This is a genomic window from Mesorhizobium sp. M4A.F.Ca.ET.020.02.1.1, from assembly GCF_004022645.1.
Classification (GTDB): domain Bacteria; phylum Pseudomonadota; class Alphaproteobacteria; order Rhizobiales; family Rhizobiaceae; genus Mesorhizobium.
Genome location: NZ_RZOI01000083.1, coordinates 1 through 13937, shown reverse-complemented (window position 1 = coordinate 13937; position 13937 = coordinate 1). Strand labels below are relative to the sequence as shown.

Sequence of the window (13937 nt, the reverse complement as noted above, 5' to 3'; positions counted from 1 at the left end):
CGTCTATGTCGGCAGTTCGGAAGCCTATGGAGCATCGTTCCAAAGTGCTGCCGGCCGGCCGGTGACGGAAAGCGAACCGCTTCGGCCGACGACGGTGTACGGCGCCACCAAGGCCGCCGCGGACCTGATGATCGGGCAGATGGCCTATGACGGGCTGCGGGCAGTCCGCTGCCGGCCGTTCAACCATACCGGCCCCGGCCAGTCCGACGCCTATGTGGTTCCCGCTTTCGCGCGCCAGGTGGCGGAGATCGTGGCGGGTAAAAGCGAGCCGGTCATCCATGTGGGGAATCTGGAGGTCGAGCGGGATTTCCTCGACGTCCGCGACGTCGTGCGCGCCTATGCGCGTCTGGCCATGGTCGACGTCGATGCCGAACCGGACTGTGTCTTCAACATAGCGTCCGGACAGCCCCGCAAGATCCGGGATATCCTCGACATGCTTATCGCGCGGTCGGGCATCGATATCGAGGTGCGCACGGATCCGGAAAGACTAAGGCTCAACGATACGCCCTTCGCATGCGGTGATGCATCGAAGGCGCGCGACAGGCTGAACTGGAGGCCCCTGGTGCCATTCGAGCAGACAATCGCCGACGTTTTCGGCTATTGGCGGCGGATGTGCGGCGCCCGTTGATGCACGCAATCCGGGGCGGCCGGCATAGTTTCCCGCGGAGGCTCATCAACTTGATGTCCACAGGGCAATAATGTATCGAACCTCGCACACAGCCGGGCCTGGGCAGGACAAACGATCGGGACATATGCTGCCGACTAAAACGGGCTTCCTTGCAGATGCGTTCGCCGACATAGGCGCGGCGCTGACGAAACATCACCTCGCGACGACTTTCAGCTGGCAGGACGTGGCCCAGCGCTATCGCCGTTCGCGTGTCGGGGTGTTCTGGCTGACCATCAACATGGGCGTCCTGATCGGCGCGCTCGGGTTCCTCTTCGGCACGCTGTTCCGCACACCCCTGGAGGAGTTTCTCCCCTACATTTGCGTCAGCCTGATCTTCTGGGGCTTCATCGCGACGTCGATCAACGAGGGGTGCATCGCCTTTGTCGGCGCGGAGGGCATCATCCTTCAGGTGCGCATGCCACTGTTCACGCATGTGTTGCGGACGCTCTACCGCAACGCAATCATCCTCGGCCACAACATCCTGATATACCCCCTCGTCCTGCTGGCCGTCGGGCGCTGGCCGACATGGCACGTCTTCCTGGCGCTGCCTGGCTTTGTCATTTTGTCGCTCAATCTGCTTTGGATCATGCTCATCCTGGCGGTGTTGTGCGCGCGCTACCGCGACATGACGCAGGTGATGCAGAACCTCCTGCAGGTCATCATGTACCTGACCCCGGTGATGTGGATGCCGCAAACGCTTCCGGACGGCTTCTCGCAGCGGCTGGTGGAGCTTAATCCCTTCTACCATCTGATCAGCGTCGTGCGGGACCCGCTTCTGGGCGAATTGCCGTCCGCGATCAGCTGGATGGCGTGCGTCGTGTTCGCGGTCGTCGGCTGGATGGCCGCCCTCGCCCTGTTTGGCAGCTATCGTCATCGCATCCCCTATTGGCTCTGAACACCGCTATGGCTTCCATCACATTGACCGGCGTCTCGGTCGAATTTCCGGTGTTCAACGCGGCAAGCCGCTCCCTCAAGAACAGGGTGCTCAGTGTCGCGACCGGCGGCGCGATCGACCGCCGTGGGGATGGCCATGTCATCGTGCGCGGCCTCGAGGATGTCAGTTTTTCCCTGCGGGAGGGCGACCGGATCGGCCTTGTCGGCCACAACGGCGCCGGCAAGACGACGCTGCTTCGCGTCCTGTCGGGCATCTACAAGCCAACGAGCGGATCCGCCTTGATCCAAGGCGAATGCGTGTCGCTCATCAATATCTCGCTGGGCATTGATCCGGAAGCAACGGGCCGCGAAAACATCAGGTTGCGCGCAGCGATGATGGGCATGCGTCCGGAAGAATTGCGGGAGCAGTATGACGAGATCGCCGAGTTCACCGGATTGGGCGACTTCCTCGACATGCCATTCCGGACCTATTCGTCCGGCATGCAGCTTCGCCTGGCATTCTCGACGTCCACCGCGATCCGGCCGGAGATACTCGTGATGGACGAATGGCTTTCGACCGGCGACGAGGATTTCAAGCACAAGGCCGACAAGCGGCTGCGCGAGATCGTCGACACGACCAAGATTCTCGTCCTTGCCAGCCACTCGCGCGAGCTGCTGCAGAACAATTGCAACCGAATCCTGTGGATGGAACACGGCCGCGTGCTGATGGACGGCCCTGCCAATGAAGTCCTCCCGGCCTATTTTGGTTGAAGCCCATGGCGCGTGCGCTAGATGTGAGGTCTTGCATTTTAAGGCAATTCGGGACGGAAAACCGCTTCGCACTTTTCCCGGGATTACGCTAAGGCCAATCGACTTTCGGGACCCTAATCTTACGTCGATTGATTTCAGTATCAGATTTAGGGGGCGCACCCATGGACAGCAACGAGCACGGATGGTGGCGCGGCAAGAAGGCGGCATTGGTCGTCGCCCATCCGGGGCATGAGCTGCGGGTCCACCATTGGATGGAGACGGCCAAGCCCCTGGTCCTCGTGCTGACCGACGGCTCGGGCCATCTCGGTGTTGGCAGGCTCGACCGCACGGCCGAAGTCCTGGCCGGCGCCGGCGCGCGCCCGGCGGCGGCGTTCTTCGGCAAGATGGCGGACCGGGAACTCTACCGGGCTATCCTGGCCGGCGAAGCGGAGACATTCCAGCAGCTCGTTGACGAAATGATCACGGTTCTCGCCGGCGAAGCGATCGACTATGTCGCCGCCGACGCGGTCGAAGGGTTCAATCCGGGGCACGACGTCTGCCGGCTGCTCGTCAATGCGGCGCTGGCGAGATTGCGCGACCAAGACGGCCGTGAGCTGCCCAATCTCGAATTCCCGCTGGAGGCGGGCGCCCTCAGGCGCGAGACAACCTCGCGAGGCGGGATCGAGCTTCACCTCGACGCCGGGGCGTTCGATCGAAAGCTTGGGGCCATAGCCAATTATCCGGAATTGACCGAAGAGGCCGACCGCCTGCGCGCGGCGCACGGCCTTGCGAGCCTCGGCGTGGAGCGCCTCAGCCCGGTCGACTATCATCTGGACATTTCGGAATGCTCCGAGCAGCCGCCGGCCTATGAGCGTTGGGGCGAGCAGCGGGTCCAAAGCGGCTACTACAAGACAGTGCTGCGCTTCAAGGAGCACGTCGAGCCGCTGGCCAGGCAACTGGCGCCATGAATCCCGGGCGCGAGCGCCGGCAGAAAGTAAGCCAGCAGCTCATCCGCCAAGTTCGATCAGGCGCAGTCCCAGCCCAAGCCGTCGTTCATCGCTCGACAGGCCGAGTTGGCGTGGACTTGCCGGATTCTCGATCCGAAGGCCGATGGTTAGATGCCGGGCGAGCAAGGAACCGGGCGGCAGCGCCACCTTCCAGTCTTGCCGCGCCGCGAACAGCCGTCGTTCAATGGACGTTCCGTTGATGAAAAGCTCGGCGGCGACTTCCGAGCGGTGCGCATGAAGGAAAGGCTCAAGAACCAGCCTGAGCGAGGTTGGCGCAGGGCCGTAGGCTATCTCGAATTCGACCATCGCCAGTTCGCCGTCGGTCCACACGCCCCAGGATTCAACCGCGCCGAACCCCGTCAGGCGCACAAATTTTTCGGGCTCGTCCGCCAGCGCCAATGAAACCGGCTCGTTCGCCTTGACCGGTTCCAGCCCGGCCGGCAAGCGCGCCAGCCGCGTCAGAAGCTCCTCGCGCTCCGCCATCCACGGCCATGCCGGCCGCCCCGGCTTCGGCAGCCAGGTCTGCATATGACGCGCCAAAGAGAGGTTCGACGCGTAGCTGGCCGCAGGCGCGGCGCGATGTTGACCGATCGCCTCGCCATAGAGCGACAGGCAGGCGTCCAACCATTTTGACAGGCTTGCCTCCTGGCGCGTTCGCCTCGAGATTTCGGCTGCGTCGGCTGCATCGTAGCGATCGATCTCGGCCGCGATCGCCTTAGGCGAGAGGCGCTGCTGCAGCGCCCGCAGTCCGAAGTTGCGCCGCCGCCATGTATCCCAGTTCTCGGAGCGAGCCATTCCAGCGAGGCCGCGACCGTCGCAAACGATGACCGCGCGGCCGCAGGCCATGGCTTCGAGGGCGCTGAGCGCGGACGCGAAGGCGAGATCGTATTGCGGCAGCAGGGTTTCGGGCTCGTCGACGATGTTGCCTACGGCTTCTCCTATCACATCCAGCTCGATGCCCCGCTTCTCGCAGGCTGCCCGCACCGCGCTCAGATGCTGCGCGTTCTTGGCGAAAGCCAGGGCGCGGCGCGGACGTCCCGGCAGCGGCGGCCCAGGCGCGAAACGGTCAGTGTCGACGGCGTTGAGCAGCGTGACGATGCGGTCGGCCGGAATGCCCGCTTCGGACTGCAGCCGCTCGGCAACCGTATCGTCGACGGCGACATATTTGCGGACGTTGGCGAGAAGCGGCGGCGCGCTGTGCCAGGCGACGAAATCGTGGGTGAAGTAAACGATGGGAGCATTCGGGAAGCGCGCCGCGGCGATTGCGGTGACCTGGGTGTGGTTGCCGTGGATGATGTCGACCTCCGCGGCGATGGTCGAGATGTCGTCAGTGACGGGAATGCCGCGCGCCCGGATCTCCTGGGCGATCGGTCCCAACTCGGGCGCATAGACGATCGGCCTGTGCCCTGCGCGCATGAGGGCGAATGCGAGCTCCCGGGTGACGATCTCGGTTCCCGAACGGCCCGTCAGATATATGTTGGCGATCAGGATCGACAGCGGGTGTCTGAGTATCATTAGGCGCCGGCCCCTCCCAATGAACTGTCGATACACGGGCAATGAACGGCGCGTGGTGCCATGACAAACCCTATAGCTTATCGATGCTGTCTGGATCGCCGAATTCCTTGGCGAAGCGCTTACGCCAGCTTTCGCTGATCTCGTCCCGCTGCATGGTGACGCCGATCTGACGCATATCGATGTGCACATCACGCAAATCGAAGAGACTGGCGATCCTATCGATTGCCTGCTGCGGCGCGTCCACCAACTCCTCATAGATGATGCGCAAGGCTGCTATCTCGTTCCTGGCGAAATACATCTCCCACCGGGCATACTCCGTCGTGATTGCTCGAAGGCGGGCCAGAATCGCTTCGCCATCAAATCCTGCTTCACCGGTTGGCGTCTGCCCGTGCCGATACTGGCCGGTCTGCAGGGCCCGGGTCCAGGAAATCGCCTGGGCAAGTGTGTCGCGCCTGCGCAGGAATACGAACTGCAGGTTCGGCAGCATCGAGGTCCATTTTATTTCACCTTCGATCCAATCGTGCTGATGAGCAAATATCTTCAGCCCATAGATTCCATTGGGCGTCGCGCCCATCGTCAGGATTCTGTCTACTTGCCTGCCTCTGTCGTCGGGATAATTTGGATCGTCGAAATAACGCCGTCCGGGGCCGTTGAAATATTCCAATGGACGGCCGAGTTGACCGGTGCTGGAAAGCAGTTGTGACACGAAATTGCTGCCCGACCGTGGTGCAGTGCAGATCGCGAAGCCGCGCATGAGAACATCCCGATTCAATGGCAGGTCCTTAGCCGATCTCCCGCCTTCAGCAAAGGCGCTCAAGTCTGTTGGTGTCGCTTCCTGGAAATGGCGCCGACCAGACCGCGCCACGTGGAATCCGCCATTGTCGTGGCGGGCATCGCATGCCATACCCGCCCGTGGGAGGCGGCATGCGCTTGGCGGAGCTGACGCCAAGCAGCGGCGAGAGTGAGATGTTTGGTTCTGCAGCAGAAGTGCGAACCAAGGCGGCAGCTTTGGAATCCGTGACGTTTATAGATGGCGACAGTGCTCAAGGCTTTGTCGTCATCCCTCCGGACCGTCCCGTTACTGCCGGGACGGGCTGCGTTGAACACGCGCTCGAAATTGCCCGATGAAAAAGAATTTTGAGGAACTGTACAAGGCTTTCGAGGATCGCTTTCGCGGTTCGAGGGAACTCGTCAAGGAACGGCTGAAGGTCTACCAACCCCTTTTGGCGCAAGTGCCGCGACAGGCGGAAGGGCCGTGCCTCGCGATCGATCTCGGCTGCGGGCGCGGCGAGTGGCTGGAGGTGCTTGGCGAGGCCGGGCTGGAAGCGGTTGGCGTGGATACGAACGCGCGCATGGCGCAGGAAGCCACCGACCGTGGCCACAAGATCGAACTGCAGGACGCGCTCGAATATCTCGGCGGCAGGCCGGATAGCAGCGTGGCGGTCGTTTCGGCATTCCACATGGTCGAGCATGTGCCGACCGACTACCTGATAGAGCTGCTGGATGAATGCCGCAGAGTGCTGATCGACGACGGCCTGCTGATCCTGGAAACGCCCAACCCGGAAAACATCTCGGTCGGCACGCATACTTTCCATCTCGACCCAACGCACAAAAGCCCGCTGCCACCGGCTCTGCTCGAATTCCTGGTGGGACAGGCCGGCTTCGCCGAAACAGCGATCCTCAGACTGAACGGCGCGCCGATGATCGAGGCAGGGCCGATCGAGCGCAGCGTTCATCTCATGTTCGAGGTGGCGCGCGACTATGCCTGCCTGGCAAGAAAGCGTGCGGCGGAGGGATCCGAGGCCCTCGCGGCATTTGTAGGAACCGCAACGCAGCAGCCGCCCGCCGACATGGCACAGATCAAGCAGTGGCTCCGTTCGGCCGATGACGAGATCGTCAGCTTGTCGGACGGCTTCAAGGCGACGATGGCCTCGACGGCGCAGCAAATTCAGCAACTGACCGACAATCTCGCCGCCCAGTCGGAGATGATGCGTGCGGGAAATACGGCGCTCACGAACACGGTTGCCGCCCTCGGCAAGCAACTGAAGGACATCATCAAGGACAGGGCCGTGACCGCGCGCGACGCGGAGATCGAGCGTCTTCGCCAACAAATTGCCGAGCAGGAAATCGCGAGCAGGGAGCAGGTCGGCGCCAAGGAAGCCTCCATCCAGGAACGGGACGCCGAAATCGCCCGCTTGCGTGACAGGGAGACGGGGCTTGCCGAACAGGTCGAGCAACTGTCGAGCCTGACGGATGCCTTCAGGAATTCGACGTCGTGGAGACTTGCGGCTCCCTTGCGGGGGATGAAGCAGCTGTACCGTACAGTTCTCGGGCAGCCAAGGGACCATGCCTTTCCCGGCGCCCCCCTTCGCCGACCCGCCAGGGCAAACGCCAGGCTCGTGATGCAACATGGCCTGCTGTGGTTGCGCCGAAGGCCGCGCGCCGCCGCGTTCGTGCAGCGCATGGTCAGAATTGCCCCGCCCCTCGAGCGCCGCCTGCTGACCTTCGCCCGCACCAATGGAGGCTTGGTGACCATAGAGACAGGCTGGACGCTCGAACCCGATCCCGCTGTCCTGCAGGCCTGGAGCAAGCGTCTCAGCTCCGGAAAGTCGACATGACCAGCGAGCCATTGAAGCTATGGATCGACGGCCAGTGCCTGCAGACGCATAGCCGGATGCGCGGCATTGGACGCTACGTCCTGGATCTGCTGCGCAGTCTTTCCACCCATGAGAACGACATCGAACTGCAGGTCTCGCTCAATGCCGCGATGGCCGATAGCGCAATGGCCGCGCGGTCGCTGCTTGCGGACATCGTTCCGGCGGAGCGTATTCACGTCTGGCACGGGAAAGCCGAGGGGGGCGAAGCCGACTTCGGATTCACGCCATGGCGCAAGCGCAGCGAAATAGCCCTTGTCCACCACGTCAATCAACTCAATCCGGACCTCGCCCTCTCCGCCAGTCCTTTCGAGGGTGCCCTGGACCCCGCGGTTCCCTACCTCGGCGGCCCCCTGGCGACAGTCAGAACGGCGGCCATATTCTATGACGCGATCCCGTTCCGGTTTCCCGACAAATATATGCGGGACCCCCGCCGGCAGGAATATTTCAATCGCCGCCTCTCCAGCTACAGGGACTTCGATCTCGCTTTCACGATTTCCGATTTTTCTTCCGGCGAATTGCGTCATTTCGTCAATACGACAAACGACCTGTACATCGGGACCGGAATATCGAACAGGTTCGTCGAGCTGATCGACGACAGCACGGAGCGCAACGATATCGCGGGCGAATACCTCCTTTACGTGGGCGGATTCGACTGGCGGAAGAACATCGCCATCGTTCCGGCCGCCTTTTGCATGATGTCCAAACCGTTGCGGGAAAGGCTGAAGTTCGTCATCGCCGGCGATGTCGGCCCTGTCGAAGAAGGCGAGTTGCGCAACGTATGGGCATCCTGTGGTTTGCCGGCCGACCGGATCGTGTTTGCCGGCGCGGTCGATGACCGGACGCTGGTTCGCCTTTACAAGGAGGCCCTTGCCCTGGTGCAACCCTCCTTCATGGAGGGCTTCGGACTGACGGCGCTGGAAGCGATCGCCTGTGGAACACCCGCGATCGCGGCCAGGGCCGGCGCGCTTCCGGAAATCGTCGGGGATGACGCGCTGCTCTTCGATCCCGCATCGCCCTCGGACCTCGCCGCAAAGATCGAAGCCGTCGCAGTAGGCAAGCCCAACACGCGCAAACTGAAGGAGCTGGCGCGGGACAGGATAGACGCTTTCAGCTGGAGCCGGGTTTCGGAGCGTGTCGTTGAGGGTCTGCGGGGCCTGGAACGTCGACCGGCACCGCCGCCGCGGTTCGGATTGGTCGAGGCACTCGCTGTCAGGAAAGATGAAGAGCGGGACGTCGCGACCTTGATGGCGCTCGCCGAGCCCGAAGTCATCAGGCCGAGGCTGCTGGTGGATGCGAGCTCGACACTGATCGACGACGGCAAGAGCGGCATTCAACGGGTCGTTCGGCGGATCTGCGAAAGCATGTTTCCGCGCCGAGCGAAGAACGAGGGCAAGTACATCTCGTTCTGTGACGACGAATCCGGTTGGTATTTCGCCCGGGAGTGGACCGGACGGGCGCCGCCCAAGCAGCCGTCAACCAGACTCCTGCCCCAGGCCGGCGATACGATCCTGATGCTGGACAGTTCGTGGATCTACCACACGCTGCATCCGGCATTCCTTCGCCCGGCCCTGATCAAGGGCGGCGAAGTCATTTCCTGTCTTTATGACACGGTTCCCCTGCGCTCGGCCGCCTTTTGCCATGAGGGCATGCCGCCCGCCTTCAGCGCATGGTTTCAGACGGCGCTGGCCTATTCGACGGGCTTTGTCTGCATCTCGCGCGCGGTCGCCGACGAATTGCTGGATCTGCTCGCGGGCATCCGGTTCCCGCGCCCGATGAAAGTCGGCTACTGGCAGCTTGGCGCGGACTTCGCCAAGGGGCCGACCGCATCCAAGCCGGCGCGCGCGAGCACAGGCGCGATGCGCCCCCGTTTCCTGATGGTCGGAACGCTGGAGCCGCGCAAAGGCCATCGCGTTGCGCTGGATGCCTTCGAGGCGTTGTGGGCCGACGGTTTTGACATCGAACTGATCATCGCCGGGAAAACCGGGTGGGGAACGGCGTATCTCGACGACCGCATCAGGCGCCATGCGGAGTTCGGCAAGCGCCTGCATCTGCACTCACAGGTCGACGATAGCGACCTGGCCACGCTTTACACTGGTTGCGACGCGCTGATCGCGGCCTCCTTCGCCGAAGGTTTCGGCCTGCCCATCGTCGAGGCGGGCCATTTCGGTAAGCCGGTGATAGCCAGCGACATTCCGGTGTTCCGGGAGGTGGGCAAGGGCGCGGCCGCCGCGTCCTTCTTCGAAGCCGGCTCTGCCGCCGCACTTGGCGCGGCGGTCAAGGACTTCCTGAACAGCACAGCCACGGCCAAGACCGGCGATGCCTCGTGGCCAACCTGGTCCGAGAGCGCCACACAGCTCGAAGATGTGGTCGTCGGGCAGAAATGGTACAAGCTCTACGAGCCGAAGGATCCAAGACCCCTCGCCCTGCGGACCGATCTCGGCACCACGCGGGTCATGGCGCCCCTCGAGGAAGAACAGCGCGCTCACCGTCTGGAGTTCGTGGAGGGCCCCTACGCGACCGATGACGGCGCCGCGTTGAAGATCGTCGTCAATGTGACCAACCTCTCCGACACGGTCTGGTCGAGTCTTTGCGCAGCCGACGGACAGCTAGGCGTCACGCTGAGCTACCACGCGCTCGACGCTGCCGGCCAGTCAATCCAATACAACAACGCGCGCACCAATATCCCGTTCGTTCTGGTGCCGGGCGACACGATCTACCTGGCTGTGAATGTACCGATGTCGCTGAAAAACAGCGGCGCCGAATTCGTCGAAATTGAACTCGTCCAGGAGGGAAACTGTTGGTTCGGCAACCCTCTTCGCGTGGCGTTGTAGTGAAGTCGTAGGGTGGCTGAATGGCGGGGAGACGCAGATGATCAGACGCGACGATGTCATTGCCTCGTCTGATCATGAGGCCCAGCGTCTCTGTCAGCGATGCGGCGCGTCCGCGAAATCTTCGTATGGGAACGCGAGGCCGGTGACCCCGATCCTTGGCAGCCTGATTCAACAAGCTCGGACGAGGCCAGCCAATTGCCAAACGCGCCATCAAAGGTCACGCTAATTCATGCTGCTGCTATTGGTCTGAAAGCGCAGTAGAGGTCGTCCACACATCCGGCTGAAACTAGATTGTCGTGAATAAACGCGAGTGCGGCACCGTCGCTATCGATCAATTGCGGCTGCCCATCCTTGAAACGGTACACGTACGGAAACATTTCTCCTAGCAGCCGCAACATGTCGCGAGGGTTTATATCCCTGAAACCGACCATGGTGAAGGCGTTGAATTCTACGAGCAGCGAAGGCTTTAGGCGGTCTATCGTATCTCGTGCACCTCGCAAAACGTCTATTTCGAAGCCTTCAACATCAATCTTGATGAAGTCGATCGCCTCAATTCGATGCGACTTCACAAATGCATCGAACGTCGACATCCTGACCGTTCCCGTCGGGGTATGTCCAAGCGTGTCTCCCGTCACAAGGTGGCTGGCTGAGGCGGAATCGGGGTTGGAGAAGAAGGATAGCGACCGCTCCTCGGCTCCCAGCGCGATATTGAAGGCGTTCACCGCAGCCGCGTTGGCCTTGATCGTCTCCAGCAAAAACGGAAACACGTTCGGATCTGGTTCGAAAGCATAGACCTTGGCAGCCCCCGACTTCGCCGCAACCACCGCTGTCATTCCGATATTGGATCCGACGTCGAAAACAACCGCGCCATCGGGAAGCGCGCGCATTGCAAACGCGAATGGCGCATCAGGAGCGGCATGGTCAAAGTAGCTGTCCCCTTCGCGTCCGCAGAGGGCGACATCTTGTTCACCAAACTGGATATGTCTTCTGTTCATTGACTTTCTCTGAGACGTACGCGCGATCCTCGCCGCGTGGTGCGGTCGCAAGACCGAGTGTGGGGCCGTTATGGATACCTCTTGCGAGATCGCTCATGGTAGCTCCCCGGAGCCGATTGATCCGCAGTATCCTACTCAGCAACCTCGAGCAATGTGTAGCACTCCGGAGTTTCACTCGAATGCTTTACGTAGCAAACTACTGGCCGTTGCTAACCGCCTTCTCCTCAAATCACAAGAACACTCATTGGCCCAACAGCTGGACGTCGAGTTCGAGCTTCCTGTCGGACATGCCTGGCCTAGTCTTGATCGACGGCGATATCGGTCAGGCCGAATCCCAGCATCCGATCGTCCGTAGAAAGCCCAAGTTGTCGCGGCGAATACGATTTCGCGACAGCTAATGTGACTACAATCTCATTGTCCGAAGACAGCGCTTTCGGGATGTCGAAAGCCATCTCGGTTGTTGGTTGTTGAGCAGTAAAATTCAGAAATCCGATTACTTGACCTGCGATGGAGATTGTCACCGTCTGGGTAGGATCCTGAGGCGCAAGGAACGCCATGCCGGCGATCCGAAGCTTGGCTGGTTTTCCTGGGTTGGGAACCCTTAGCGAAAGTGTCGCCCACGGTTCTCCGGTCCAAGCGCCCCACTCTTCCGGAATATGCCAGCCGGTCAACAGACGGTATGGCTTGTTCGAAACCTGCGCGACGTCCGCCGGCGCGTATATTTTCGACTGGATGCATCGCTCGACAACCTGATTGGGCGGACCAATCCATTCTACTTCCTCGCGCGAACCAATCACCGGCTCAATGTATGTCCCACAGACCTGCGGCAAGTCGGTGAGCTCGGTTACGTGAGACTCCGTCAGGAGCTGTTTAACCGGCAGGGTTGGAACACTTTCCAGAAAGGTCAAAACGGAGGCCGTAGGGGAGTAGTTCGTCAGATAGTATGGCGCGCCTCGTTTCCTGAGTTCCGCGGCCAATCGATCGTAGCCGCCCGCCCACCCTTCTTGTAGCGGAACGAACCACCAATTGCGTGCCATTGCGTTCTGCTGAGCCAGGTAGAGTGCCAGCAAGGCAAGGCCAGCCCCCAGACCGAGCCGACGCCGGTATTGGGCCAAGCTGCCCAAAGCAACGGTCGCCAGCAGGATCATCAATGGGATCGCAAATGGCACCCAGCGCCTTGCTCCCCATGGGTGATCTGGCGAAATCCGCGTGTACAAGAGCATCAGGACAATCAACAGCACGGAAGGCACGGCAAATGCCAGGCCTTTTAGCCCATTTTGACGCGCCAGCAGCCAGGCACCCGCATATGAGATTAGCAAGGCAGGCACTGTCGTGTACCAAGTGAATTCGCGAGGCGCCCGAACATAACTGAATGCAAAATAGATATCGTGTTTTGACTGGTCGGCGAAAACGCTCTTGAAAAGTGCGTAGACCGTGATCGCAAATCCAAGGGCAATGAACGCCTTGGAAAGCGGCAGCGCCAACCGCTCCAAAGAGTCGCCCGTCGCGGAGAAGCGCCGAGGCGCAGCTACGGATAGGGCAATTTCAAGCGCGGAAAACAGCAGGCAGGCAATGGCGCCCGAGAAGCTTGCCCCCAAGCCAATTGGCCATAGATCGGAAAAGTAGCCGAACGAATTGTCCCGGAGATCGACGATGCTCCAAACGCAAAGAACCGTCGCAGGCACAAGAGCGATAAGGGCCGTCGGCCAGTCACGAGGGTTGGAGCGCAGCAGCGCGAATACCCATAGCGGGAAAAAGGATGCGACGAGATACCCGTCGACGCGCGAGAGCATGACGCAGCCGAATGCGATGCTGGCTGTGAAGGTTTCCCAGGCGGAGCGCCGCTCGATCGATCTGATCATGAACAACAGCGCCACGCAGAACAATGAAACCGTGAACACTTCGCTCAGCGCCGATCTGGCCACATAGACCACGGCGGCATTGCTCGCCACCAATATCGTCGCAAACGGCCACCAGGAACCAACCAGCCTTCGTGCCAGCATCGAGAAGAAGAACAGCGCCAAGGTTGCCAGAACGGCCGACGAAATGGCGATCTCATTTTCTCCAAAAACATCGACGAACGCGGCACGAAACAGCGCACTGACATGGTTGAATTGCGCGTGGGACGCTGGCGGCCCGGGATAGATGCCCGGGTAACTATCCAACTCCGCGGGCGCGGCGTGAGCGGCTGCATCCCGAGCGAACCGTTCCCAGGCGTCGACCTTCGGCCAGCCAAAGTCGGCCGAGGTCTGGGCGATGATATTGTACACACCGTTGTCGCGCCCGGTGTCGAGTTCCGTCGTGGCGAACGTGAAGACGTAGGTTCCGAAAATCAGCGCAAGCAGCGAAGGACCAAGAACAGCCGATCTTTGATCGGCGTCAGGAAATTTTGGCGACAGCAGCGCCGCCAGATACGCCAGAGCAAACACGAGATAGCCGTTGAAGACGTGAAATCGCGCGAGGACGAGCGAAACGAGCGCGGCCGCGATCAGCGCGAAAGAAAGTTGTCCGGTCAATTTCATGAGACTGATCCAGTCCTCCGGAGCGCCAGGAGAGCGATCCCCAAAACAAAGCCCATAAGGTCTGCCAGGGTCGCTGCCAGGCGCAGCAGGAGCGCAATCGTTGCGGCTTCGGTTACGGAA

11 protein-coding genes are annotated in these 13937 nt (G+C 61.3%); 7 read left to right on the top strand and 4 right to left on the bottom strand.

Features of this window, described 5'->3' with window-relative positions:
* The 4 genes from EN742_RS08595 to EN742_RS08580 form a co-directional block, all read left to right on the top strand.
* Positions 1-628: GDP-mannose 4,6-dehydratase (locus tag EN742_RS08595; protein WP_128332673.1), on the top strand; the 628-nt coding region annotated here is incomplete at its 5' end.
* A gap of 124 nt (positions 629-752) precedes the next feature.
* On the top strand, positions 753-1562 hold the full coding sequence (locus tag EN742_RS08590; protein ID WP_127405248.1) for an ABC transporter permease: 810 nt from the start codon (positions 753-755) through the stop codon (positions 1560-1562).
* Between the two features lie 8 nt (positions 1563-1570).
* Positions 1571-2311: an ABC transporter ATP-binding protein gene (locus EN742_RS08585; protein WP_126055853.1), complete on the top strand. Its 741-nt coding sequence runs from the start codon at positions 1571-1573 to the stop codon at positions 2309-2311.
* Positions 2312-2472: 161 nt separating this feature from the next.
* A complete protein-coding gene (locus EN742_RS08580) occupies positions 2473-3258 on the top strand; it encodes a hypothetical protein (RefSeq protein WP_127405249.1) in 786 nt (261 codons plus the stop codon).
* 39 nt (positions 3259-3297) lie between these two features.
* Here the strand turns inward: EN742_RS08580 and EN742_RS08575 are convergent, their stop codons facing one another.
* On the bottom strand, positions 3298-4812 hold the full coding sequence (locus EN742_RS08575) for a glycosyltransferase (RefSeq protein ID WP_126055855.1): 1515 nt from the start codon (positions 4810-4812) through the stop codon (positions 3298-3300).
* A gap of 70 nt (positions 4813-4882) precedes the next feature.
* Positions 4883-5566, bottom strand: coding sequence for a Stf0 family sulfotransferase (locus EN742_RS08570; RefSeq protein WP_189375241.1), 684 nt, complete (start codon positions 5564-5566; stop codon positions 4883-4885).
* A 170-nt stretch (positions 5567-5736) separates the two neighbouring features.
* Between EN742_RS08570 and EN742_RS08565 the strand changes: the two genes are divergently transcribed.
* From EN742_RS08565 to EN742_RS08555, 3 genes are read left to right on the top strand one after another with little or no spacing between them, the layout of a single operon-like run.
* Positions 5737-5940, top strand: coding sequence for a hypothetical protein (locus EN742_RS08565; RefSeq protein WP_128332672.1), 204 nt, complete (start codon positions 5737-5739; stop codon positions 5938-5940).
* The gene (locus EN742_RS08560) at positions 5937-7430 is read left to right on the top strand and encodes a methyltransferase domain-containing protein (RefSeq protein WP_127405253.1); all 1494 of its coding nucleotides are present in this window, start codon (positions 5937-5939) and stop codon (positions 7428-7430) included. The genes EN742_RS08565 and EN742_RS08560 overlap by 4 nt, the downstream gene beginning before the upstream one ends.
* A complete protein-coding gene (locus EN742_RS08555; protein ID WP_127405254.1) occupies positions 7427-10300 on the top strand; it encodes a glycosyltransferase family 1 protein in 2874 nt (957 codons plus the stop codon). The genes EN742_RS08560 and EN742_RS08555 overlap by 4 nt, the downstream gene beginning before the upstream one ends.
* A gap of 227 nt (positions 10301-10527) precedes the next feature.
* On the opposite strand, the gene EN742_RS08550 is transcribed toward EN742_RS08555, so the two are convergent.
* Positions 10528-11295, bottom strand: coding sequence for an FkbM family methyltransferase (locus tag EN742_RS08550; protein ID WP_128332671.1), 768 nt, complete (start codon positions 11293-11295; stop codon positions 10528-10530).
* Between the two features lie 296 nt (positions 11296-11591).
* Positions 11592-13817 carry a glycosyltransferase family 39 protein gene (locus EN742_RS08545; protein WP_127405256.1) on the bottom strand — a complete coding sequence of 742 codons (2226 nt, stop codon included), beginning with the start codon at positions 13815-13817 and terminating at the stop codon, positions 11592-11594.
* Positions 13818-13937: the final 120 nt, after the last annotated feature.

Bases quoted from the DNA above. Each gene is read 5' to 3' on its own strand.
- EN742_RS08590 (WP_127405248.1), top strand. From the start codon at position 753: ATGCTGCCGACTAAAACGGGCTTCCTTGCAGATGCGTTCGCCGACATA.
- EN742_RS08585 (WP_126055853.1), top strand. From the start codon at position 1,571: ATGGCTTCCATCACATTGACCGGCGTCTCGGTCGAATTTCCGGTGTTC.
- EN742_RS08580 (WP_127405249.1), top strand. From the start codon at position 2,473: ATGGACAGCAACGAGCACGGATGGTGGCGCGGCAAGAAGGCGGCATTG.
- EN742_RS08575 (WP_126055855.1), bottom strand. From the start codon at position 4,812: ATGATACTCAGACACCCGCTGTCGATCCTGATCGCCAACATATATCTG.
- EN742_RS08570 (WP_189375241.1), bottom strand. From the start codon at position 5,566: ATGCGCGGCTTCGCGATCTGCACTGCACCACGGTCGGGCAGCAATTTC.
- EN742_RS08565 (WP_128332672.1), top strand. From the start codon at position 5,737: ATGCGCTTGGCGGAGCTGACGCCAAGCAGCGGCGAGAGTGAGATGTTT.
- EN742_RS08560 (WP_127405253.1), top strand. From the start codon at position 5,937: ATGAAAAAGAATTTTGAGGAACTGTACAAGGCTTTCGAGGATCGCTTT.
- EN742_RS08555 (WP_127405254.1), top strand. From the start codon at position 7,427: ATGACCAGCGAGCCATTGAAGCTATGGATCGACGGCCAGTGCCTGCAG.
- EN742_RS08550 (WP_128332671.1), bottom strand. From the start codon at position 11,295: ATGAACAGAAGACATATCCAGTTTGGTGAACAAGATGTCGCCCTCTGC.
- EN742_RS08545 (WP_127405256.1), bottom strand. From the start codon at position 13,817: ATGAAATTGACCGGACAACTTTCTTTCGCGCTGATCGCGGCCGCGCTC.